The organism is Cobetia sp. BL01 (genome assembly GCF_056493605.1).
Genome location: NZ_JBVBEE010000014.1, coordinates 15,354 through 38,957, shown reverse-complemented (window position 1 = coordinate 38,957; position 23,604 = coordinate 15,354). Strand labels below are relative to the sequence as shown.

The window sequence follows — 23,604 nt, the reverse complement described above, 5'->3', positions numbered from 1 at the left end:
GTCCATTGCAATGCGGTGTTGCACGCCACGGGGCGGCCAATGCCGGAGACACACGCTATCCTGTGCCTGCCCGGAACGCCGGGCCGCCGGCTCGCCGGGCCGCCGGATCGCCGGACCACCTTTTCCTGCACTGCCCACTACCCGCAAATGGCCCTCATGACCCAAGCCTCTTCCCCGACGACTGTCCTGCACCACCACCCCGCACGCTTCACGCTGATGCTGGCACTGATGGTGGCGCTCGCGCCTCTGGCGACCGACGCCTACCTGCCCGCCATGCCTTCCATGGCAGGCGACTTCGGTGTGGACGAGCATCGCATCGGCCTGACCATCACCATGTTCTTCTTCGGCTACGCGATGGGTCAGCTGGGCGGTGGTCCGCTGTCCGACAGTCTCGGACGCCGCCCCGTCGCCCTGAGTGGTTTCGTGCTGTTTCTCGTCGCCGGACTCGGTTGCGCACTGACACGAGACTTCCACTGGCTGCTGGTCTGGCGAGTGCTTCAGGGCATCGCCACCGGCATGACCGGCGGTGTCTCGCGCACCGTGGTGAGAGACGTCGCGACCGGCAAGGACGCCGCGCGCCTGATGACCAACGTGACCATGGTACTGATGACGGCGCCACTGATAGCGCCGTCCCTGGGCGCCCTGGTGATCTCGCTGAGCCACTGGACGACGATCTTCTTCGCGCTGGGAGTCTACGGGCTGATAGTCGGTCTGATCATCCATCGCTGGCTGCCGGAGACCCACCCCGCCAGCGAGCGCACGCCCTTCAGACCACGCAACGTGCTGCGCAGCTATGGCGACGTCCTCACCACCCGGGGAGTCCCGGGGCACCTGATGCTGATCCTGTGCGGGCCCGGCATCATGTTCACCTTCATCACCAATGCCAGCTACCTGTATCAAGGGCTGCTCGGGATGACCCCGCCGCAGTTCGCGCTGGCCTTCGGCGCCAATGTGGTCGCGATGTTCGTCGGCAACCGTCTCAATCACCTCGGCCTCAAGCACCTGCGCACGCGCACGCTGGTCAAGCTGGCTTTGAGCGTCCAGCTGACCGGCATCACCTGGCTGCTGGGACTGGGCCTCACTGGCACGATCAGCGCCGCCACCCTGATTCCCGGCATGCTGGTGGTACTTGGCGCAGGCGCCATGATCACCCCCAACGTGATGGCGGACTACCAGTCGCTGTTCACCCGCGGCCACGGGGTCGCCAACGCCATCTCGGGCACCGCGCTCTTCCTGGGCGGCGGACTCTACGGTGCGATTGCCAGCCTGTGGCTGAACGGCTCCAACATGCTGCCGGTACCGCTGGTCATGCTTGCCGCATGCCTGGTGGGCGGCATCGGCTTCTGGGTCACCCGCCACACCGCGCCATCCAATCAGCCTGCCGCCCACGGCAGCAGCTCCAGCGCCCCCGCGTAAGCGCCATCACTGTCCGCAGAACGTGAACCGCATACGCAAAGACGCCGCCCGTGAAGCCACGGACGGCGTCTTTTTTTCAGGGAACGCTCTTGCGCTCACCACGTGAGGGGGCAGCCACCCTCGACCAGAGCAGCTTCACCCCGTCATTGGCAGTCCGCCAGGCGTGTCGCCTTGCGATGCAGATCGCGCACGGCCTCTTCCAGCTCCGCAGCCTTGACGTTCTCCGGCGCGAAGGTGCGACCGACGCACAACTCCACCCGACCACGCAGGCGACGCGGCCACTTGGCAAAGGCCGGTCCGCCGCCGTGGGAGAACCACGACCCCCACAAGCCCCCCAGAGCCATCGGGATCACCGGCGCCGGATCACGCGCCAGGATCAGCTCCAGCCCACGCCGGAAGCGTCCCACTTCCCCATCTCGCGTCAGCTTGCCTTCCGGGAAGATCATGACCACCTCGCCCTCGCGCAGCGCCTTGCCGACCTCTTCCAGTGAACGACGCACACCGGCGGGATCCTTGCGCGAGGAATCCACCGGAATGGCCCCCGCAATGCGGAAGAACCACTTGAGCCAGGGAGAGTGATAGATCTCGGCATCCATCAGAAACCGCAATGGGCGCGGGCTGGCGCCGCCGAGTATCAGCGCATCCATGAAGCTGACGTGGTTGCACACCACCAGTGCCGCGCCTTCCGCCGGTATCCGCCAGCGTCCCTTGAGGTGCAGCCGATACATCAGGTGAATGAGGATGAAGATGATCAGCCGCAGGAAGGGCCGCGGGTCACGCAGCATGCAGATCACCGCGATCAATCCACTGATCAAGGACAGCAGCAGCAGGAAGTCCGGAATATCACGCCCCATCACGCCCAGCACCAGAATGCCGGCACCGGCCGAGAGCACCATCAGCAAGGCATTGAGCACATTGTTGGCCGCGATCATGCGCGCGCGATGGCCCTCGGGGCTGCGCAGCTGCAACAGCGTGTAAAGCGGCACGATATACAGGCCGCCGCCGAAGCCGATGACGCCGAGATCCAGCCACATGCGCCAGAATCCGGCGATGCCCAGCAGCTCGATCAGCGGCGTGGCCATCTGGGCCTCAGCCAGCGCCGGGCGCAAGGCAAGGTCCAGCCCGCCGGCAAAGATGATCAGCGCCCCGAAGGGCACAAGCCCTGTCTCGAGTCGTCCGCGCGAGACACGCTCACAGGCCAGCGACCCCAGGCCGATGCCGATGGCAAAGGCCGCCAGCAGGGCCGATGTCGCCCCTTCGGCCCCATGGACGATATCCCGCGCATACGCCGGCAATTGCGTCAGATAGCTCGCGCCGAGGAACCAGAACGCACTGATGCCAAGCAGCGCCCAACGTAGCCGACGATTGCTCAGCCCCTCGCGCATCACCGCCACGCTGCCGGACAGCGGCCGCCAGGGCACCGGCCCCGGAGAAGCGGAAGGCGCCGGCGGAATGCGCATGGCAGCCAGTACGCCCAGCACCGCCAGCGACACCAGCGATGCCGACAGCGCCCAGCGCGCCAGCTCACCGCCCAGCGCCATCAAGGCCGCGGCCGCCAGGGTACCGACCAGAATGGCGAGGAAGGTACCCAGTTCGACCCAGGCGTTGCCACTGACCAGCTCATCGGCCTTGAGATGCTGAGGCAGGATGGCGTACTTGACCGGGCCGAACAGCGCGGACTGGGTGCCCATCATGAACAGCAGCGCCAGCAAGAGCTCCCAGGCCTCGAAGATCAAGGCACCCGCCGCCACGCTCATGGTGGCAAGCTCCAGCCACTTGAGCCTGACGATCAGCCGCTGCTTGTCGAGGCGGTCCGCCAGCAGGCCGCCCCAGGCGGAAAACAGCAGAAAAGGCAGGATGAACAATCCGGCGGCCAGATTGTTGACGACGCCGGTGTCCCAACCGCGCTGCTCGATGACCACGAAGGTCAGCAGCAGCAGCAGCGCGTTCTTGAAGAGATTGTCATTGAAGGCCCCGAGGGCCTGGGTCCAGAAGAAGGGGGCAAAGCGTGGCCGCCGCAGAAGGTCTCGACTCATCGCCCTGCTTCCGTGGCATCCCCCGAGCCTGCAGCCTCGCTGCGCACCTTGAGCCCCGCCAGCATGGTATCCAGCAGCTGGTCGAGCAGTTCCGTGACTTCCAGCGGCTGTCCTTGCCACAGACCCAGGCGTTCATTCATGCCCAGCTGGACCAGGCCATGCACGCTGCCCCACAGGGTTCGCGCCATGCGCTTGGCTTCCACTGACTCCACCTTGGGAGCGTACTCGACCAGAGCCAGCTCCACTCGCTCGAACAAGCCTTCGATCATGGCGTTCTGACGCTGATCCAGCTCCCCTTCCTGAGCCAGCGGGAAATCGAACAGCAGCTGCCAGCGATAGGGGTCGCGCTGGGCAAAGCCCCAATAGGCTCGCGCCAATGCCTTGAGACGCTGGGAGGGGCTCGGGGTCTCCTGCCCGGCAATCGCATCGCGCAGACGGTCCAGGGTCGTCAGATTGACGTGCTGGAGCAGGTTGCCAAAACTGCCGTAGAGCTTGAGCAGGGTACTGGGGGCGCAACCGACTTCGCGAGCCAGGTTGCGCAAGGACAAGGCGTGAACGGGCTGCTGCTTGAGCCATTCATCGCATGTCTCCATTACCCGCGCATGCAGCGCTTCCGGTGCATGCTGACGTGGACGGGCCATCGAATTCCTCTGGTGCTGAGATGCGTTACCGCGCAGCGAATCTGGCGCGGTGTGTGTCCGGACTGCGCGGGTTGGCAGAGAGAGTCACGATACCTGAGCATCCTGCTCTTGAAGCGCCCCGTGTCAGCCATTGAATCGAACAGTGTTTCCGTCCAGCATATCGAGACTGAGCACAAACGCAAGCGCCACCAAGGTGTGGCATGCTGGCGACTGCCGCGTGCAGCGGGGCTCTCGCGCTCATGATTGGGCAATGCGTCGCCCTGCATGTTCCCCCCTGCCCTTCATCTCAAAGGATTTCCGTGGCCGGACGCCTGTACCTTCCCCCGTTTCCCGAAGACCTGCCGCCCAGTGAACTGTTCGGATCACTCGCGACGCCTGCCCTCACGCGTCAACTGCGGGAGGAGCGCCTGGTGAGCGCCAATCGCGCTCCGCGCCTGCCGGTCTCGATGCTGCGCCTGGAAGGCCCGAGGCTTCGCCAGGTGCCAGCGTTCTGGGGGCTGACGCCCAGCTGGCTGGAGGTCATGGACCACGCGCCCCACGTGGCGCGCGCCGAGTCGCTGGAAACGCGACGCATGTTCCGCGAATCCTTTACCAGTCAACGGGCACTGATTCCCGTCGGTGGGGTCTATGTCTGGAAGGAACAGCCGCGCATGAAGCAGCCCTTTCTGGTCACGCACGCCACCCGCGCTCCGCTGTTGCTCGCCGCGCTGTGGACCCGCCACTTCAGCCCCCCGCTGATGGAAGGACTGCCCCCCGAGGGGCGCGACAGCTTCGCCTTGATCAGCGTGGCGTGCGCGGGTGTCACCGCACGTCTGACCGACCGCATGCCGGCGGTGATCGCCCCGCATCAGGTGCGGGAGTGGCTGAGCGCCGATACCCCGCTGGACAGGGTACGTGCCATGCTGACACCGGACGCCAGCCTCGCGGCCTTCCCCGTCGCTCGCCGGGTCAATGATCCCGCGCACCAGGAATGGAGCGTCGCGCACCCCACCGGCCCGATGCTGAGCTGAGAGACGCCACTCGGCGCCCGGACAGCATGCTCAGATCGGGAACGCTGAATCCAGGCCGGTCAGACACGCGTATCGCTAGAAGGGGAGCACATCCTCGGACCTGCGCTGCTCGTGAGGCGTTGCTGATCTACCTGCGCGCTTGCGACGCATGAATCGCCCTTATCGAACCACCATGCCAGTGTCATCGGTGCCGTGAACCAGGAGAGAAGATGTCCTTGCCATCAGGATTCCGTCCGCTCGCATTGAGCGCTGCCATTGCCGCCATCGTCATCACCGGCCTGTCGCCCGGCGTCAGCCTGGCCGATTCCTCCACGCCCCCCGCACCGTCCTCCATGACGACAGCCACCGCGGCCTCTGCCATCACCCAGGCAGGCCCGGTGATCAAGAGCGCCAATGACCAGCGCGACTATCGCAGCCTGACGCTCGACAATGGCCTCAAGGTGCTGCTGGTGAGCGACCCGGCGGCTGACAAGGCTGCCGCTGCCATGGACGTGGAGGTGGGCAGCGCCCAGGACCCCGATGACGTTCCCGGACTTGCTCACTTCCTCGAGCATATGCTGTTCCTCGGCACCGATCGTTATCCAGAGCCTGATGCCTATCAGGAATTCATCACCCGTCACGGCGGGCAGCACAACGCCTTCACCGCCAGCCAGGACACCAACTACTTCTTCGATATCGCACCGGATGCCTTCGCCGAGGCCCTGCCGCGCTTTGCCCGCTTCTTCGTCGCACCACAGTTCAATGCCGACTACGTCGACCGCGAGCGTCACGCCGTGCATTCCGAATATCAGGCACGCCTGCAGGATGACGGGCGGCGCGTGAATGAGGCTGTCGAGCAGGCGCTCAATCCAGAGCACCCCTTCAACCGCTTCAGCGTCGGCAGCCTCGAGACACTCAAGGACAGCGAGGCCGGCAGCCTGCGCCAACGCCTGGTGGACTTCTATCAGGCGCATTACGGCGCCGGCGTGATGCGCCTCACCCTGGTCGGCCCCCAAACGCTGGACACGCTGGAGTCACTGACGCGCCACAACTTCTCCGATGTCCCGAATCGCGAGCTCTCACGGCCACAGATCGACGCGCCGCTGGTCACTGCCGATGAGCTGCCCGCACGCGTGGAGGTCAAGGCACTCAAGCAGGAGCGCGAGCTCGACTTCATGTTCCCCATCGAGGACCCCGTCGCACAGTATCGCGTCAAACCGGTCAGCTACCTTGCCAATCTCATCGGACATGAAGGGGAAGGCAGCCTGCTGGCGGTGCTCAAGGACAAGGGCTGGGCGGATGGGCTCTCGGCCGGCGGCGGCCCCAGCGATGGCGAGAATGCCCTGCTCAGCATCAATGTCACCCTGACGCCCGAGGGCGCCCGGCACCAGCCGGAAATCCGCGCCGCGCTGTTCGACTATCTGGCATTGATTCGCCAGCAGGGCTTGGAGGAGTGGCGCTACCAGGAGCAGGCGGCGCTGGGCGAGCAGGAATTCCGCTTCCAGCAGCGCAGCTCTCCCGTGGACCTGGCCAGCAGCCTGGCCATGATGATGACGCGCTATCCGGTCAAGGATGTGCTGGCCGCGCCCTACCTGATGCAGGACTATGACGCCGAGCTGATCGAGTCGACCCTTGATCGCCTGACGCCAGAGAATCTGCTGGAGGTCTACTCCGGCCCTGATGTCACGGGCGACCAACAGGGCAAATGGTTCAAGGCGCCCTATACCCTGACGCGCCTCACGGACGATGCCGTCGCCCGTGCCGGAGACGATCCCTCGCTGGCCGCCCGGCTTGCCCTTCCGGCCCCCAATCCTTATCTGGCCAGCGACTTCCAGGTCCTGAATCTGCCCGATGCGCCGCCACGTCAGCTGATCGACGAGCCCGGCGCCGAACTCTGGTATCAGGGTGATGACAGTTTCGGGGTCCCGAAGGCCGAGTGGCGCTTCGGGCTGCTCAACCCCGCCGTGAGTGCCTCGGTCGAGGATGAGGTCATGAGTCGCGTATTGGCGGCATGGCTGAACGACAGCCTGAATGCCCGCCTGTACCCGGCACGTCTGGCCGGACAGGATGCTCTGGCCTATGCCCATGGCCGCGGCATCACGCTGCAGTTCAGTGGCTGGCGCGACGGCCAGCAGCCGGAAATGCGCGAGGTGCTGGATCAACTGGTCAATGGTGACATCGACTCTCAACGACTGGCACGCATCACGCAGCGCATGACACGCAGCCTGAGCAATCGCGCCCAGGCGCCCCTGTATACGCAGCTGGGCCGCAGTCTCAGTGAAGCGCTGGTCGGCCAGCCCACCACCGTCTCGCAGCAGCAGGACGTGCTGGCGCAGGTCACCAGCGAACGTCTGGACGCCTTCCGCAAGCGCTTTCTGGCACGCCTGCATGTCCAGGCCATGGTGACAGGCAACCTGAGCGACACTCAGGCACGCGAGACCGGTCAGCTGGTGATCAATGGCCTGGCCCCCCGCGTCACGCGCGACGGCATCCCGGAGCTTGCTATCCACCGGGTGGACCAGCCCCTCGCGTTGCGACCGGAGAGCTCACGCGGTGATGCCGGCGCACTGCGCTACCTGCAGGGCAAGGATCGCACGCTCGAGAGTCAGTCCAGTCTGGCCGTGCTGGGCCAGCTGATCGAAGCCCCGTTCTACAGCCGGCTGCGCACCGATGAGCAACTGGGCTACATCGTCTCGGCCAGCTACTCCCCCATGCTGGATGCCCCGGGCCTGAGCCTGCTGGTCCAGTCGCCTTCCAAGGACAGCAAGACCCTGTTCTCGCGCATGGATGCCTTCTTCACGACCTTCGATGAGCGCATCACGGCGCTGGATGAGGCCACGCTCGCCAGCTATCGCAGTGCGGTGATCGATGGTCTCGAGCAGAAGCCGCGCCGCCTCTCCGAGCTTGCATCACGCAACTGGAGCGAACTGAGCTTCGGCTGGACCGACTTTGATCGCCGCCAGCAGCTGATCCACGCCGTGGAGCAGGTCAGCGTCCAGGATATCCGTGACGCCTGGCAGCAGGTGACCCAGGCGGCGCCGCTGGAACTGGCCTTTGATCCCGAGATCCCCAGCGACTTCGATCAGCGCCTGCCGACGCTCGCGCTCCCCCTGCTGCCGGAGGCGCCACGTGCCAAACACGGTGCCACCACCGCCGCTCCCTCGGCGCAACCTGCGGGCAATGCCCAGCATTGATCGCGCCACGCGTGCATGCCCGACGGCCAGGCGGGTCAGTCAGAACGCTTCCGTGAAGGACGGAGCCGTGAAGTGAAGGGCAGATCAGAGACGAGTGGAGCGTCAGATTTTTCTGAGAGATGAACGACACGACCCCGGCGAATTCGCCGGGGTCGTGTCGTTGTGGCTGCGAGAATTTCGAGAATCAGCCAAAGGCCTGTGGCGGCATGATGCCTTCCACATACATCGCCAGTTCTTCCAGAATCTGCACGCGCGCCGGATCCTGCTCGTGCTGGGCCAGACGCTGGATCTCGCTGACGAAGCCCTTCACGGTCAGGCTGGCGACCTGCTCGTCATTCATGCGCTCCCAGCGCCACTGCTCCCAGCGCTCCCGCTCGGCTGAATCAAGCGTGTAGCCGTAGCTGCGTGCGCGGTAGCGGAACAGCATCTCCTCGAGCCGCCCATCCTGGAAGGCGAAGGGCGTGTCATCCAGTGCCTCGGGGTGAGAGGCACGCACGCGCTCCATCTCCTTGCGGTCCGCGGGCGAGAAGAAGCCTCCCGAATAGAGCATCAGGTCCGGGTCAGCCGGGCCGGCCGGCGGCGTCTCGGCAAACACCTGGGCGACCTTCACGCCGACCCCCGCATTGTCCTTGAGCCACTTCCAGTGCTCACGACATCGTGCAGGGTCGAGCTTGAGGCGCGCGACGATCTCGCCGTATTCCCCCTGGTGAGGGCCGGAGACATCCTTGAGCGCCGTCGCCGGCATCAGCACCGGGCTCTTGTTGAGATGAATGACCTTGAGGGGGATGCGCTCCTCACCTTCCGCCAGATCATCCGCACTGGCGAACACCCGCGCCCGAATCTCCTCGGGAGTGAGATCCATCAGCGGTGCCGGGTCCACCGACAGGTCATAGACGATGACGCCATTGGCATTGGAGGGGTGCTCCGCCAGCGGCACCACCAGCGCACCGCATGCTCGCGAGGCCGGATAGCGACGTGAGATGTGCAGCATCGGCTTGCGCGCACCGATGTCCAGCAGGCTGGCGACATGACGCTTGTTGCGCAGCTTGAGCAGATACTCGAACAGCCGGGCATTGCGTGACTTGAGCAGACGCGCCAGGGCGATGGTGGCCCGCACATCGACCAGGGCATCGTGCGCGCCGGCATGCTCGATGCCATTGGCGGCCGTCAAATCTTCCAGACGGAAGCTGGGGGCTCCGTCCTCGCGCCGCGGCCACTCGATCCCCTCGGGGCGCAGCGCATGGAAGGCACGCACCACATCGATCAGGTCCCAGCGCGAATTGCCGTTCTGCCACTCACGCCCGTAGGGGTCGAGGAAGTTGCGATAGAACAGGTGACGGCTGACTTCATCATCGAAACGCAGGCTGTTGTAGCCCACCGAGCAGGTGCCCGGCACGCTCATCTCGTCGTTGATGCGCCCGGCGAACTCGGCCTCCGGCAGGCCGCGACGCTCGGCCTGCTGCGGCGTGATCCCCGTGATCAGGCACGCCATCGGATGAGGCAGGAAGTCGTCAGCGGGCTTGCAGAAGAGCGTCAGCGGCTCACCGATCTCGTTGAGCTCCGCATCAGTACGAATGGCGGCAAACTGCGATGGACGGTCGCGGCGCGGGTCAGCACCGAAGGTCTCGTAGTCGTGCCACAGGAAGGTGGGCTCTGCCACAGGAAATCTCCACGCGGACGGTCAGAAAATGCACATGCCAGAACACCGCGCCCGAGGGGGGCGATGTTCTGGCAGGAAAGTCGTACGAATCAGCGGTTATCGAGTCTGCTCATGCCTCGCCGGGGCGCGGCAGGGTGACGTTCAGCTCGAGCACCGAACAATCATCCTCGCGGTCCAGCGAGATGTTGATGGCATCCTGATCGACCTGAACGTACTTGCGAATCACCTCCAGCAGCTCACGCTCCAGCATCGGCATGTAATCCGGCTGATCACGCTGACTGCGCTGGTGAGCCACGATGATCTGCAGCCGCTCCTTGGCGACATTGGCCGTCTTCTTGCGCTCTCGCTTCAGAAAATCCAGTAATTTCACTTGCGCCCCCCTCCAAACATTCTGGCCAGCAGACCGCGCTTCTCGACTTCATGGAAGCGCAGCTGGACTTCCTCGCCCAACAGGCGGGAAACGCAGTCCACATAGGCCTGACCAGCATCGCTCTTCTGGTCGTGGGTCACCGGCACCCCCTGGTTGGAGGCGCGCAGCACGGCCTCCGACTCGGGAATCAGGCCGATCAGCGGGATCGACAGGATTTCCTGGATGTCCGTCAGATTCAGCATGTCCCCCCCGGTCACGCGCGCCGGATGGTAGCGGGTGATCAGCAGGTGTTCGCGCACCGGAGAATCGCCGTTCTCGGCACGGCGTGTCTTGGAAGACAGCAGACCGATGATGCGATCGGAATCGCGCACCGAGCTGACTTCCGGGTTGGTGACCACCACCGCTTCATCCGCGAAGTACATCGCCAGCTGGGCACCGCGCTCGATACCGGCCGGGGAGTCACAGATGACGTAGTCGAATTCTTCCCGCAGGCTTTCGAGCACCTTCTCGACGCCTTCCAGCGTCAGCGCATCCTTGTCACGGGTCTGGGAGGCCGGAAGGATATGCAGGTTGTCGATGCGCTTGTCGCGGATCAGCGCCTGCTTGAGATTGGCCTCGCCCTGGATGACGTTGACGAGGTCGTAGACCACGCGCCGCTCGCAACCCATGATCAGATCCAGGTTGCGCAGACCCACATCGAAATCGATCACGACGGTCTTGTTGCCGCGCAGAGCCAGTCCGGTGGCAATGGCGGCGGCGCTGGTCGTCTTGCCGACTCCGCCCTTGCCTGACGTCACTACGATAATCTTGGCCAAAGGTATCTTCCTTGCTGAGAGTCCCCCGTGAAACGGGGATCACCGGTAAATATTGGATATCGTTCGAGGCACGCCGGCATCACTCAACCGAGGCGTGCGATACAAAGCTGGTCGTGTTCGAGCACGACTTCAACACTGGCACCCAGCAGACGATTGTCGATGTCGTCCAGGCGCTTGTAGGTTCCCGCTACCGAAAGCAGTTCGGCATGCAGTTCCTTGCAGTAGATGCTGGCGTTGCGATCGCCATGGATGCCGGCCAGCGCCCGGCCGCGAAGGGCGCCATAGATGTGCACGCTGCCGGCGGCCAGAATCTCGGCACCGGCATTCACGGCACCGATGATCACCAGATCACCCTCTGGCGCGCTGACCTGCTGCCCTGAGCGCACGGTACCACGGTAAACCTTGCTGGCATGGGCCGGCACCTCAACGACCGCGGCTTTTTCGTCCGCGACAGTCGCCTCTGGCTCGTCGGCGGGAGTCGCTTTCGCCTCAGGCTCGACAGTCGTGACCGGCGGCACGGACTCCAGCGTCCGGCCGCGATTTTCCTGGGGCGGGAACCACCCGAGACCCAATGCCCAGGCAGACTGGCGCACCGGGTCGCCACCACCGCGCACCGCCACCGGCAACAGCTTGTGGCCGCGACACACGGCGCAGATACGCTCCAGCGCCAGGTGCGGCTCGTCGAGCTTCTCGACGCTCAACACCACCGGCGTGTGCTGAAAGAAGGCGGGGGACTGGCTGAGTTTGCTGACCAGTTGGGCACGGATCTGCTCCGGGTCTCCACTGACCAGTTCCATGACCGTCATCGGCAGCATGCCGCCTTTGAAGGTGAAGGCCTGGGAGGCCCTGTCCGTACTGAGACTCATGACCTGACTCCGGGTTGCGTGAGGGAAGTGACACCCTCCGACACTCGTGAAAGAAGCTCGTGACGCTCGAGACATCCCTGGGATGGCATCCCGAAGCAGAAGGCCATCTGCCCGGCAGGCAGATACCTGCCCGACGACTCATGCGGTGAAACGCCGAGGCCAGACGCCCCATCTCCCCGCGACGCAGTGCGACTTCTGCAGGAAGCGAGCTTCGTGATGACGTATCACCCGAGCGAGGAATGGCCTTTCATGAACCATCGCTCTGCTGAACAAAGCTATGTGAGCTGACACGGCGCTGCAACTGATGATACGGCCAGCAGTCCACACTGTCAGGTGTCGCGAGGCCACGACGCACGAAAGAGTCATCTCATGATGACCTGACTCATCCCGCGCGAAGGCGCTCGGCAGACACTCTCCCCCGGTTTCGCTGCACCGATGGGCGCGTGAGACCACACAACATGCCCCCGTGACTGATAAGATAGCGGGGTGACGAAATTCATGCGCCGTCACCCCGGTTCACCGACAGACCCGAGTGTCCTGGTCCTGTCCGAGTGACTGGCCGCTGTTGCGCCCCTCTATTTTTTTGCCTGGATAACCGCTCTCTCATGACCGGACTGCTTTCCCGCCTCACTGGCCGCCTGTTCGCCCCTCGCTGGCAGCATGCCAACCCGACCATTCGCTCCGCTGCCGCGGCCCAGCTGGACCCTGAAACGCCGGATCAGCGCCAGATACTCGAGTCTCTGATTCTCGAGGACCCTGCGCTTGAGGTGCGCCATGCCGCTCTGGCACGCATGGCGACACCGGAGCGACTGCTGCCGCTGCTGGACCGGGCCGACGGGCTGGTACGCGAGCGACTCGTCGAGCTGCTGAGCGGTGGTCAGGATGCCCCCTCCCTGCTGGATCGCGAACAGCTGGTCGCACGCCTCGATGACAATGAGCTGCTGGCCGCCATCGCGGCGCGCGGGGACAATCAACAGTTGCGTCTGGTCGCGCTGGAACGTCTCACCGATGAAGCCGCCCTGATCCATCAGGCCTGCCACAACAGCATCGCGGCGGTGCGCCATGCCGCCGCCGCTCGCATCACCAGTCAGGACGGGCTGGAGCAGCTGGTGCGCGGCGCCAGACGCGATCGTCACGTCCAGCGTCAGGCCCGCGACACGCTCGCCCAACGCCGCGCGGATGCCCAGCAGGCAGACGCTCTCAATGCCAGCCGTGACAACCTGCTGGGTCAGATGGAGAAGCTGCCGCGTCAGGCCTGGGAAGACAGCGTGCCATCACGCTATCGCTCACTGCTGCGCGAGTGGGAGCGACTGCCGGCCGCCGACCACGACGTCCAGCAGCGTTTCGAGGAAGCGCGTCTGCAGGCGTACAAGGTCATCAGCGATCACGAAGCCCGTGAACAGGCCATCCGTGAGCATGAACGCCTGAGTGCCAACCTGAGCACCCACCTGGAAGAGATCCTCACGGCCCTGCACCAGGCGCGCGCGGACCTCCTCAGTCGCGAGTGCGTCAATGATCATGACTTCGCCAGCCTTCAGGCTCAGCGTCGTCTGCAAGGCGAACGCTGGCGCGAGCTGACCGACCAGTTCTCGGCCCCTGCCGAGCTGCTCGAACGTCATCAGCGCCTGCAGCAACAGCTGCAGGACCCGCTCGATGCCTGGTATCGCCATCAGCTGTGCCAGGGCGAGATGGACGCGGCGCTGGTCGACAATGACCTGGAGCAGATGGCACGTCTCGAGCGTGAGATCGCCTGGCCAGCAGAGCTGCCGCTCACCAGAACGCTGCATGCCGTGCGCCAGGCGCTGGAGGCAGCTGCACCGCCGGCGACGACCGATGAAGAGAGTGCCGACGAGGCCGCCGCGACCGATGAGCCCGCCACGGACAGCAGCGACAAGCCCAGAACGCTTGATCTGGAAGCCATCAGCGCCGAACTGGATCAGCTGGACACCTACCTGGAAGCCGGCAAGCTCAAGCCCGCCAGTCGCCTGCATCGTTCACTGCGCGACCGCACCGAAGGCCAGCTCGACAGCGAGCGTCAGACGCGCCTTCGTCAATTGGGCGCTCGCGTCGCGGAGCTGCGTGACTGGCAGAACTTCGTCGCCGCTCCCAAGCGTGAACAGTTGCTGGAAGCCATCACCACATTGGCCGAGCGCGAGGACCTCAGTGATGAGCAGCGCGACCGCCAGCATCAGCAACTGATTCAGCAGTGGCGCAGCCTGGGCGATGCCGCTGCCAGCCGTGAGTCCAGCCAGTCCTTCCGCAGCGCCTCGGACAGCATCAAGCAACAGCTGCAGGATTACCGCGAAGCGCGCAAGCAGGCACGCGAGCACAACCTTGCCATGCGTGAGGCGCTCTGTGAGCAGCTGGAATCGCTCAATGGACACGCCATGGGCGATGCGGACCCGGACGCCCTGCGCCAGATCCGCGACCGCGCACGCGAAGAGTGGCGCCGTCACACTCCGGTACCGGCAGGCCCGGGCCGCCAGCTGTCGCATCGCTTCGGTGAAGCGCTGACCGCGCTGCAAGGCTTGATCGACCAGCGCGCCGGCGAGATCGCCGCGGCCAAGCAGGCATTGGTGGACGCCGCCGAAGCGCTGGCCGATGAAGACGCTCCGGCACGTGCGCGCGCCGAGCAGGCCAAGGCACTGCAGACTCGCTGGCGGGAACTGGGCCGTGCCCCCAAGGGCGAGGAGCAACGCCTGTGGTCTGCCTTCCGCGCCGCCTGCGACCGCATCTTCGCCGCACGTGATCAGGACCGTGAAGCGCGTGACACGCGCGAGCAGGTCCGCCTCGAACAATGGCAGGCCCTGATCGAGCGCCTCGATAGCTGGGAACCGACGACCCTGGAAGACGCCGCCCAGCTGGACGACGCCCTCAAGGAAGCCGACGCGCTGGGCGCCCTGCCGCGTGGCAAGCGCGGTGACGGCATGCGTCGACGCTGGAATGGCATTCTCAAGCGTCGCGAACAGCGCCTGGATGAACTCCATGCCCAGCAGCTGCGCCAGGAATGGCAGCAGTGGCGCGACCTGCTGGAGCAACATGCCGTCGCCGATGCCAGTGCACGCCAGGGCAATATCGAGGATGTCGAACTCCCCGAGTCACCGGCGTTCGACGATGCCAGCCGCCAGGCCAATGCCGCGCGCAACCAGATGCGCCGTGCCGAGCCGGTCAGCGCCAACGCCGCCAATGAGCGCCTCGCGGAGCTGCGTGTCCATCTGGCGATCCTGTTCGAGGCGCCGCTGGGTGCGGAAGACGAATCGCGGCGCCTGACCGTTCAGGTGGCCCGCATCAATCAGCAACTGGGCGAGCGCCTTGAGCGTGATGAGGAACTCGACGAGGTGCTGGATGCGCTGCTGGCCAATGGTCCGCTGGACTGGGAAGCCTGGCAGGCCGAGTTGCCGCGCTTCGATGCCCTGTTCAACCACTGACGGCGTCGGGTCGGCATAGACAGTCAGCTGACCGACACCCTACGACGACGAAGCCCCCGTCTCTCCTCGAGACGGGGGCTTCGTGGTTTTCACGACAGGAAAAGTGCGCTTGCCCCTCTCCTGTCAGATCCTGGTTCCTGTGAGTGCGCTCTGCGGCCTCTTGTACGCTTGATGGCCTCTTCCGCCCTGCCGGGTTCTGCCACCCTGCGGGTACGTCGCGAGACGCCGGGGCGCATGAGCACGAACGGACATCAGCCCATGAACTGGCCACCATTGATGTCCAGATTGGCACCGGTGATGAAACCGGATTTCTCGTCCGCGAGGAATGCCACCGCGCGAGCGATCTCGTCCGGCTGACCATAACGCTTGACCGGAATCGTCTCGCGGATGGATTCACGAATCTCTTCCGGAATCTTCATGATCATGTCGGTGGCGATATAGCCCGGCGACAGAGTATTGACGGTGATGCCCTTGGTCGCGGTTTCCTGTGCCAGCGCCATGGTCAGACCATGCATGCCCGCCTTGGCGGCCGAGTAGTTCACCTGACCGAACTGGCCCTTGCGGCCGTTGATGGAGGAAATGTTCACGATGCGGCCGTACTTGTGCTCCAGCATGTCATTGATGACGGCACGGCAGGTATTGAAGACGCTATCGAGGTTGCAGTTGATGACTTCGCGCCACTGCTCGTAGCTCATCTTGCGCATGGAGGTATCACGCGTGATCCCTGCGCAGTTGACGAGCACGGCCACCGGCCCGAAGCGCTCGCGAATTTCATTGACGCCTGCCTGACAGGCTTCGAAGTTGTCCAGTTCGATACCGGAAAGCGCGATGTTCTCGAACCCGGCAGCACGCTGTTCCTGCAACCAGCCTTCTGCCTTTTCCTTGTTCCTGTAACCGGCAATCACCTGGTACCCCTGGCTCGCCAGCTCACGACAGATGGCGGAACCGATGCCACCGGTGCCACCGGTGACCCATGCAACGGGTGCTGTTTGCGTCATGTTATTGTCTCTCCCTGTTCCTGGAACGTCCTGTGCCCGCAAGGGAGCACAGCATGGCATTTCGCAGTTGATCGCTCATCGACTGGCTGGCGATCTTCCGGTAACGACAAACACTGACAGGCGTCTCTGACAGCATGGCGACAACCGTGCGCTCGGTGAAGACTGTCACCGCCCTGCGCGAGGCGTGTCACTCTCAGTATGGACAGGATTCCCACGGAAAGTATGTAGCAGATCTCTCACATTGATTGAGGTCAATTCCATCACCCTCGCTCCCCCCCCATCGCCTGGCCGCCTCAGGAAAGTCTTCCGGCTGATTACGGGATAACGGTTGACTCAGCACTGTATATCCTTATACTACGCCCCACGTTGATGCGGGGTGGAGCAGTCTGGTAGCTCGTCGGGCTCATAACCCGAAGGTCATCGGTTCAAATCCGGTCCCCGCTACCAGCAAGCGCCAGCAGTTTCGGCACTTGGGAAACAACGTGATGTTGCGGGATGGAGCAGTCTGGTAGCTCGTCGGGCTCATAACCCGAAGGTCATCGGTTCAAATCCGGTTCCCGCTACCAACCTCTGATGCGTCAGAGTTGGAGCAAAGGCAGTACCCAGTGTTGCGGGGTGGAGCAGTCTGGTAGCTCGTCGGGCTCATAACCCGAAGGTCATCGGTTCAAATCCGGTCCCCGCTACCAAGAATTCGAAAGGCCTGATGCCCTGCATCAGGCCTTTTTCGTATGCGTGACATTCCTGTGCGAGGATATCGACGAGGCCAGCGCCCGGACCTCATTCCTCCCATTCTCCACGCCCATCACCTTCACACTCATCACGTCAGTCTCGAAGGAGTGCCTGCATGCGCCACTGGCTGGTCAAGACCGAACCCGACGCCTTCTCGCTGGAAGACCTGCGCCGCGAGTCGCCGGCACTCTGGGATGGCGTGCGCAACTATCAGGCGCGCAACTTCCTGCGCGAGATGCAGCTCGGGGATGTCGTGCTCATCCAGCACTCCAGCTGCAAGGTACCTGCAGTGGTCGGGCTGGCCGTGGTCAGCGAGCTCGCCCTGCCGGACCCGACAGCCAGCGCCCCCGAGCACAAGGGCTTCGACCCTCGCCAGATGGCGGACCTCGAGGCCGGCAAGACGCCGCGCTGGGTCGCTCCGCGCCTGCGCTATCTGCGTTCGCTGCGCAGTGCACTTCCCATCGCGCGCCTGAAGGCGAAGCCCGAGCTGGCCGACAGTCACCTGGTCCGCCGTGCCCGCCTTTCCGTCATGCCATTGAGCGAGGACGAGATCCAATGCATCGCCCGCCTGGCCGGGGACGACCTCAAGCCTTGAGACCCCCGCCCGCGCCAGATGAACCCTGCACATCTTGAACTCGCCCACCGCGGCCCGCATCATCAGGCCAGCCGGCTCGCGTGCGAGCCTTGAATCGCAGACACTTCCGGGGCATGCATCATGATCATCGATCCCAATACCGGCCAGCCACTGACCGGCAATGACACCACCGCCGCCCAACCGCAAGGCGTGGTAGGCGGAGCTGCTGCCAGCGCCCCCCGCCAGGCAGAAGACGCCAACACCTACATCATCGATGTCGACATGAGCAATCTGCAGCAGGTCCTCGAGGCCTCGCAGCAGGTACCGGTGCTGTTGGACTGCTGGTCTCCCCAGAGCGAGCATTGTCGCGTCCTGACGCCGATTCTCGAGATGCTGGCCCGTGAGTATGCCGGTGGCTTCATCCTCGCCAAGCTGAACGCCGAGGAACAGCAGGACATCGCTGCCCAGCTGGGAGTGCGCTCGGTACCCGACGTCAAGCTGGTCATCCAGGGCGGTCTGGCAGGCAACTTCACCGGCGCCCGTCCGGAAGCCGAGATTCGCCAGTTCCTCGAGCAGCACAAGGTGATGCCTGCTGCCGGTGCCGGCCCCAGCCTCGTCGAGCAGGCCGCCAGCGCACTGGAAACCGGCGATCTGGCGACCGCCAAGGCGATTTACCAGCAGCTGGCGCAGGAATCCCCCGAGACACCGGACTACCGCATCCAGCTCGCCTCGGTCCTGGTCGCCGAAGGCAACGGCGAAGAGGCCCGCCAGCTGCTGGACTCTCTCAAGCCGGAAGACCGTGATGGCCCGAAGGCGCGTGGTGTGCGTGCACGCATCGATTTCATCGCCGAGGCGCCGAGCCCGGAAGAGGTCCAGGCCATGATCGAGCGGGATGACAGCGAGGCCCGCTACCAGCGCGCCATGCGTGATCTTGCCGATGGCCACTACGAGCTGGCGCTCGATGCCCTGATCGGCCTGATGAAGACCGACCGTCAATACGGGGATGATCTGGCCCGCAAGACGCTGCTGCGCGTGTTCGATGCCCTCGGCGCGACCCATGAGCTGACCGTGCGCTTCCGCCGCCAGCTGTTCGCCCTGATGTACTGAGTCGCAGACGGCAACCACCTTCCCACGACAAGGGGCCCCGAGGACGTGAGCTGTCCTCGGGGCCCCTTGTCGCAGGTAGCGGATGAATGTCGTGAAGCGTGTGCGTGCAGCAGGACGGAAAAGGATGCGGATGAGCCCTGGATTCAGCCGCCCCGACGCGTCCACCCTTTCAGTAGTGATGGCCTCGCACGCGCTTCGCGGGCGCTGAGCGGACAGCCAGGCGGGAGCTCTTCCAGCGCGGGCGTGATGGCCCCCGCCTCCTTCGCCCTGGCCAACCGGAGACTCCCGCCCCTGCAACACCATTCTCGACATGCCATCACGCCGGACGACTCAACATCGGCTCGCGCCCAACGAGATGTCTCTGCCAGCTCATGTCTCATCATCATCCCTCCTGAGGATGCCCGCTCACGATGAACGGCCTGCCCTCAGAGTTATCGATAATGATTCTCAATTCAAGGTTTCGCTCGCCACTTCCTGCCAGCATCTCATCGGCGCTTGATCCAGATCAGACATCTGACTACCCCTGCAGCGCACCTTTCAGGCGTTCATCGAGACGCTGCAATGCCTGCTCAAGCTGCTGACGAGTGGTGGCGTAGTTCAGGCGCACGAATCCCGGCCAACCGAAGTCGGCCCCATCGGAAAGCGCGACACCGCACTCCTCCAGCAATGTCTGCTGAGGCGAATCGCCCAGGCCGGCCTCACGCATGTCCAGCCAGGCCAGATAGGTCGCCTGGGGGCGCGTCATGCGAACGCGCTCCCAGCCGGCCACATGCGCTTCGAGCAGATCGAGATTGCCGCGCAGCACCTCCAGCAGCTCCTGACGCCACGGCTCTCCCTCACGCCACGCCGCTTCCGTCGCCACCATGCCCAATACATTGGTATCCGGCATCAGGCCACGGGTCGCGGCGACGAAGCGCTGACGCAGGTCCGGATCGGTGATCACCGCACAGGCAAAGGTCAGCCCCGCCGTGTTGAAGGTCTTGGAAGGCGCCCACAGTGTCACGCAGCGCGCCGCCAGGCGCGGATTGAGGCTGGCCAGCGGGATATGCCGCGATGCGGGGTCCACCACCAGGTCGGCATGCAGCTCGTCGGACACCACCAGCAGATCATGACACTCCACCAGTGCTGCCAGCGCCTCGAGCTCTTCCTCGCGCCAGACACGGCCGGTAGGATTGTGTGGATGGCACCACAGCAGCAGTTCCGTCTCGGGAGTGATCGCGGCTTCCAGTGCCTCGAGGTCCAGCTGCCACAGGCCACCTGGCTCGGCAGGCTCCGCCAATGGCGCCATCTGCGCGATACGCCCCGTATTCTGCGCAACCTGCAGGAAGGGCGGGTAGATCGGCGTGGTCGTCACGACCCCCGCCCCTTCTGACGTCAATGCCAGGCTGGCGAGATGCAGTGCCGGCACCACGCCGGGCAGCCAGACGATGGCCTCACGCGGTATCTCCCAGCCATAGTGCTCACGGCTCCAGTCGCGCAGACTGTCGTCGAGCCCCTGAGAGGGCTTGGCATAGCCGTAGATCGGGTGAGCAACCCGTTCCGCCAGTGCGCGCGTCACGGCCGGCGGCGCGCTGAAGTCCATGTCGGCGATCCACAGCGGCAGGACATCCGCGCCGTAGCGCTCCCACTTCTGGGAGGGATACTGACTGCGGTCAATGGGGGTGATGAAATCGTGCTCCATGTAGAATCTCTCCCGGTGCTGGCCCATGCGAGCCATGAAGACATGAGGCACCACCTGCCGCTCGAACCGCCGGCAACAGGCGGACAACCCCGTGGAATGACTACAGCATAAGGCTTTGTGCATGTCCGAAGACACCTTTTACCCGCAAGCACAACGCGGTCTCCCCGGCCTGTTGCGTGCCTGGCTGACCCATGGAAGAGGCGACAGCCAGCGCCTGGCGGTATTGCTGGCCGATACGGCCCGCGTGGCGAAGCTGGGGCAACCTGAGAGCAATCCGGAAGGCGAGCAGCTGGAACGCTGGGCCCATGACGGCGGCGCCCCACTGTGGGCTCCCAAGGCCGCCCTGTTTCTGCTGATGCAGATGCCGGTGCGCCCGCTGCCGCAGGATGAGGACGAGGCCTGCGCCTGGGCGTACTGCTGGATACGCATGCGTGAGCACGAAAGTCCGGATGCCGCACTCATGGCACTGCCCGACCACCTCAGAAAGCCGCTGGCCTGGCCCATGGAAAGCGCCTGGAAGGATCTGACCCACCAGCGCCTGATCTAGCGCTTGTCCCGGTCGTCCCTTGACACATGGGCGCATGCCCTTCCCCGCTACGACAACGACACCTTCCCCCGCCCCACCTCTGGCGCCCCCCCCCCGGCCACAAGCGTGGTGGGGCACTCTAGGCGAACCTCGTTGCCAGCCTGACTGGTATGGCTCGTCTCTGCGGGCATGACTCTCCTCCACATGCCTCCTCCTGCGTGTCTGCCTGACTCCTTCCCCAGGCGCCTCCTGCCGCCCTTTTACGTTTAATCACCGTTTCATGAAGCATGATAAACGCAGGGATTTCTGCACCTGCCGAGGAGTAAAGTGCTTTCAACCGTCCAAGAACGGTAATTCAACAAGAATCCGCTGGCCGAGTCGCCGAGACACAGTGACCGGCAAGCTTCTGGAGAGCTCTCAATGACCACCTCCCTGATTGTCGGACTGGATGGAACGCCGGGCGGCGACAGTGCCATCGCACACGCCAAGCGCGTCGCGACGCTGGTCGGCCCCGAAACCCGCATCATTCTCTGCTATGTCGTCGAATGGTCGCCCTACAGCTTCAACACGCCGGAAGAGAACGCCCAGCGTGCGAGTCGCCGTGAAAGCGAGATCAAGCTGGCACGCGAGCGCGTTCTCGCGCCTGCCATCACGGAGCTCGAGAAGGAGGGGTATCAGGTGGAAGGCCGCGTTCGTCACGGTGACGCCGCCGAGATCCTGAGCCTGCTGGCGCGGGAAGTGAATGCCGAGCAGATCATCGTCGGTCGCAAGGGGGAGAGCATGCGCTCTCGTATCTTCGGCAGCGTGACCGCGCATCTGATCCAGGAAGCCTCGGTCCCCGTCACCGTCGTGCCCTGATGAATGACGTCAGGCGTCCGCAGACTGATCCCACAACAATGACAACATGCTCCCGAGGTCCCTTCTCATGAGTCGATTCCGCTCCCTTGCCCCCTGGGCTGCTGCCATGGCAGCGCTCATGGCCGCAGGCTCTGCCCGTGCCGAAGGCATGGATCAGGCCATCAGTGACATCGTCGGGCCGATCGTCAATCCGATCGTCTCCACCATCTTCTATTCCGTGCCGGTGGCAGGCACCCAGTTCCCGCTGATCGTCGGCTGGCTGATCATCGCTGCCGTCGTCTTCACGCTCTATTTCGGCTTCGTGCAGTTCCGTCTGTTCGGGCATGCCGTGCGTCTGGTCAAGGGCGACTACACCGACCCGAAGGATGAAGGCGAGGTGTCCCACTTCCAGGCACTGGCCACCGCGCTTTCCGGCACGGTCGGGCTGGGCAACATCGCCGGTGTCGCGGTCGCCGTCTCGCTGGGGGGGCCGGGCGCGACCTTCTGGATGATTCTGGCCGGTCTGCTCGGCATGGCCTCCAAGTTCTGCGAATGTACCCTTGGCGTGAAGTACCGCAACGTCAATCCCGATGGCTCCATCTCCGGCGGCCCGATGTACTACCTGTCCAAGGGCTTCGCGGAGAATGGCAAGGCCGGGCTTGGCAAGATCCTGGCGATCTTCTTCGCCATCTGCGCCATCGGCGGCTCCATCGGCGGCGGCAACATGTTCCAGGCCAACCAGTCCTATCAGCAGGCCGTCAACGTCACCGGCGGTGATGCCAGCTTCCTGATCGGCTACGGCTGGCTGTTCGGTCTCGTGATGGCCGCCATCGTCGGCATGGTCATCATCGGCGGCATCAAGTCCATCGCTCGCGTCACCGAGAAGCTGGTGCCGATGATGGCGGTCATCTACGTGATCGCGGCTCTCATCATCCTGGGCTTCAACTTCAGCGCGATTCCGGCGGCCTTCGGCGCCATCATCGAAGGTGCCTTCGCACCGGTCGCGGTCGGCGGCGGTATCGTCGGCGTACTGATCCAGGGCTTCAAGCGCGCCGCCTTCTCCAACGAAGCCGGTATCGGCTCCGCCGCCATCGCCCACTCTGCCGTGAAGACCTCCCAGCCGGCCACCGAAGGCATCGTCGCGCTGCTCGAACCGTTCATCGATACCGTCGTCATCTGCACCATGACCGCACTGGTCATCGTCATCACCGGCGCCTATCAGGTCGAAGGCCTCGGCGGCGTCCAGCTGACGTCCTACGCCTTCGAGACCGCCTTCCCGTGGTTCCCGTATGTGCTGGCGCTGGCGGTGCTGATGTTCGCCTTCTCCACCATGCTGTCCTGGTCCTACTACGGCCTGAAAGCCTGGACCTACCTGTTCGGTGAGAGCAAGGGTGCCGAGATCGTCTACAAGCTGATCTTCCTCGCCTTCGTGGTCATCGGCTCCTCCATGAGCCTCGGTCCGGTCATCGACTTCTCCGACGCCATGATCTTCGCCATGTCCATCGCCAACATCATCGGTCTCTACTACCTGATGCCGGTCGTGAAGCGCGAGCTGAGCCAGTACCTCGCCAAGCTGAAGTCCGGCGAGATCGCCCCGATCGACAAGGAGACCAAGCGCCAGAACGCGTGACACCTTTCCCTCTCAGGCGGGTCTGACGCAGTCGTCACCCGCCGCATGACCCAAAGCCTCTGCCCTTCGGCAGGGGCTTTTTCGTTGTCGATCATGCAATTCCGTCA

The 23,604-nt window shown here is 64.4% G+C and carries 17 protein-coding genes and 3 tRNA genes; 12 read left to right on the top strand and 8 right to left on the bottom strand.

Translation table 11 applies throughout. The features are described 5' to 3' along the window. Window positions 1-156 precede the first annotated feature (156 nt). On the top strand, window positions 157-1,416 hold the full coding sequence (locus ACZYGA_RS16725; RefSeq protein ID WP_176494508.1) for a multidrug effflux MFS transporter: 1,260 nt from the start codon (window positions 157-159) through the stop codon (window positions 1,414-1,416). Window positions 1,417-1,559: 143 nt separating this feature from the next. Here the strand turns inward: ACZYGA_RS16725 and ACZYGA_RS16720 are convergent, their stop codons facing one another. Next, window positions 1,560-3,452: an MFS transporter gene (locus tag ACZYGA_RS16720; RefSeq protein ID WP_404627457.1), complete on the bottom strand. Its 1,893-nt coding sequence runs from the start codon at window positions 3,450-3,452 to the stop codon at window positions 1,560-1,562. After that, window positions 3,449-4,093, bottom strand: coding sequence for a TetR/AcrR family transcriptional regulator (locus ACZYGA_RS16715; protein ID WP_077373605.1), 645 nt, complete (start codon window positions 4,091-4,093; stop codon window positions 3,449-3,451). The genes ACZYGA_RS16720 and ACZYGA_RS16715 overlap by 4 nt, the downstream gene beginning before the upstream one ends. A 299-nt stretch (window positions 4,094-4,392) precedes the next feature. Between ACZYGA_RS16715 and ACZYGA_RS16710 the strand changes: the two genes are divergently transcribed. Together ACZYGA_RS16710 and ACZYGA_RS16705 are read left to right on the top strand one after the other, a co-directional pair. Beyond that, a complete protein-coding gene (locus ACZYGA_RS16710) occupies window positions 4,393-5,103 on the top strand; it encodes an SOS response-associated peptidase (RefSeq protein ID WP_479399693.1) in 711 nt (236 codons plus the stop codon). 209 nt (window positions 5,104-5,312) lie between these two features. After that, window positions 5,313-8,276, top strand: a complete 2,964-nt coding sequence (locus ACZYGA_RS16705; RefSeq protein WP_404627455.1) for an insulinase family protein — start codon at window positions 5,313-5,315, stop codon at window positions 8,274-8,276. A 184-nt stretch (window positions 8,277-8,460) separates the two neighbouring features. On the opposite strand, the gene sbcB is transcribed toward ACZYGA_RS16705, so the two are convergent. From sbcB to minC, 4 genes are all read right to left on the bottom strand, one after another. Further along, entirely contained in the window at window positions 8,461-9,936 is a 1,476-nt protein-coding gene (sbcB, locus tag ACZYGA_RS16700; RefSeq protein ID WP_404627453.1) for an exodeoxyribonuclease I, read from the bottom strand. A 109-nt stretch (window positions 9,937-10,045) separates the two neighbouring features. Beyond that, the gene (minE, locus tag ACZYGA_RS16695) at window positions 10,046-10,306 is read right to left on the bottom strand and encodes a cell division topological specificity factor MinE (RefSeq protein ID WP_043336475.1); all 261 of its coding nucleotides are present in this window, start codon (window positions 10,304-10,306) and stop codon (window positions 10,046-10,048) included. Next, window positions 10,303-11,121 (bottom strand): septum site-determining protein MinD, encoded by an 819-nt coding sequence (gene minD / locus ACZYGA_RS16690; RefSeq protein WP_077373593.1) that lies wholly within the window; start codon window positions 11,119-11,121, stop codon window positions 10,303-10,305. The genes minE and minD overlap by 4 nt, the downstream gene beginning before the upstream one ends. Before the next feature lie 83 nt (window positions 11,122-11,204). Next, on the bottom strand, window positions 11,205-11,987 hold the full coding sequence (gene minC / locus ACZYGA_RS16685) for a septum site-determining protein MinC (protein ID WP_077373590.1): 783 nt from the start codon (window positions 11,985-11,987) through the stop codon (window positions 11,205-11,207). Window positions 11,988-12,592: 605 nt separating this feature from the next. On the opposite strand from minC, the gene ACZYGA_RS16680 reads away from it, so the two are divergent. Continuing rightward, window positions 12,593-15,415 carry a DUF349 domain-containing protein gene (locus ACZYGA_RS16680; RefSeq protein WP_404627451.1) on the top strand — a complete coding sequence of 941 codons (2,823 nt, stop codon included), beginning with the start codon at window positions 12,593-12,595 and terminating at the stop codon, window positions 15,413-15,415. Between the two features lie 251 nt (window positions 15,416-15,666). On the opposite strand, the gene phbB is transcribed toward ACZYGA_RS16680, so the two are convergent. Beyond that, window positions 15,667-16,413: an acetoacetyl-CoA reductase gene (gene phbB / locus ACZYGA_RS16675; RefSeq protein ID WP_077373584.1), complete on the bottom strand. Its 747-nt coding sequence runs from the start codon at window positions 16,411-16,413 to the stop codon at window positions 15,667-15,669. Window positions 16,414-16,783: 370 nt separating this feature from the next. Between phbB and ACZYGA_RS16670 the strand changes: the two genes are divergently transcribed. The 5 genes from ACZYGA_RS16670 (at window position 16,784) to ACZYGA_RS16650 (ending at window position 18,823) form a co-directional block, all read left to right on the top strand. Continuing rightward, window positions 16,784-16,860, top strand: a tRNA-Met gene (locus ACZYGA_RS16670). 42 nt (window positions 16,861-16,902) lie between these two features. Then, a tRNA-Met gene (locus tag ACZYGA_RS16665) sits at window positions 16,903-16,979 on the top strand. 43 nt (window positions 16,980-17,022) lie between these two features. Further along, window positions 17,023-17,099: transfer RNA gene (locus ACZYGA_RS16660), tRNA-Met, on the top strand. A gap of 158 nt (window positions 17,100-17,257) precedes the next feature. Next, the gene (locus ACZYGA_RS16655; RefSeq protein WP_404627449.1) at window positions 17,258-17,737 is read left to right on the top strand and encodes an EVE domain-containing protein; all 480 of its coding nucleotides are present in this window, start codon (window positions 17,258-17,260) and stop codon (window positions 17,735-17,737) included. A gap of 117 nt (window positions 17,738-17,854) precedes the next feature. Further along, entirely contained in the window at window positions 17,855-18,823 is a 969-nt protein-coding gene (locus ACZYGA_RS16650) for a tetratricopeptide repeat protein (protein ID WP_084207782.1), read from the top strand. Window positions 18,824-19,340: 517 nt separating this feature from the next. Here the strand turns inward: ACZYGA_RS16650 and ACZYGA_RS16645 are convergent. Beyond that, entirely contained in the window at window positions 19,341-20,504 is a 1,164-nt protein-coding gene (locus tag ACZYGA_RS16645) for a MalY/PatB family protein (protein ID WP_404627447.1), read from the bottom strand. Between the two features lie 121 nt (window positions 20,505-20,625). On the opposite strand from ACZYGA_RS16645, the gene ACZYGA_RS16640 reads away from it, so the two are divergent. The 3 genes from ACZYGA_RS16640 to ACZYGA_RS16630 all read left to right on the top strand — a co-directional run bounded on the left by ACZYGA_RS16640 (window position 20,626) and on the right by ACZYGA_RS16630 (window position 23,497). Then, window positions 20,626-21,051, top strand: coding sequence for a hypothetical protein (locus ACZYGA_RS16640; protein WP_077373572.1), 426 nt, complete (start codon window positions 20,626-20,628; stop codon window positions 21,049-21,051). 399 nt (window positions 21,052-21,450) lie between these two features. Next, window positions 21,451-21,888, top strand: a complete 438-nt coding sequence (locus ACZYGA_RS16635) for a universal stress protein (RefSeq protein ID WP_077373569.1) — start codon at window positions 21,451-21,453, stop codon at window positions 21,886-21,888. A gap of 67 nt (window positions 21,889-21,955) precedes the next feature. Then, a complete protein-coding gene (locus tag ACZYGA_RS16630) occupies window positions 21,956-23,497 on the top strand; it encodes an alanine/glycine:cation symporter family protein (RefSeq protein ID WP_084207780.1) in 1,542 nt (513 codons plus the stop codon). Window positions 23,498-23,604: the final 107 nt, after the last annotated feature.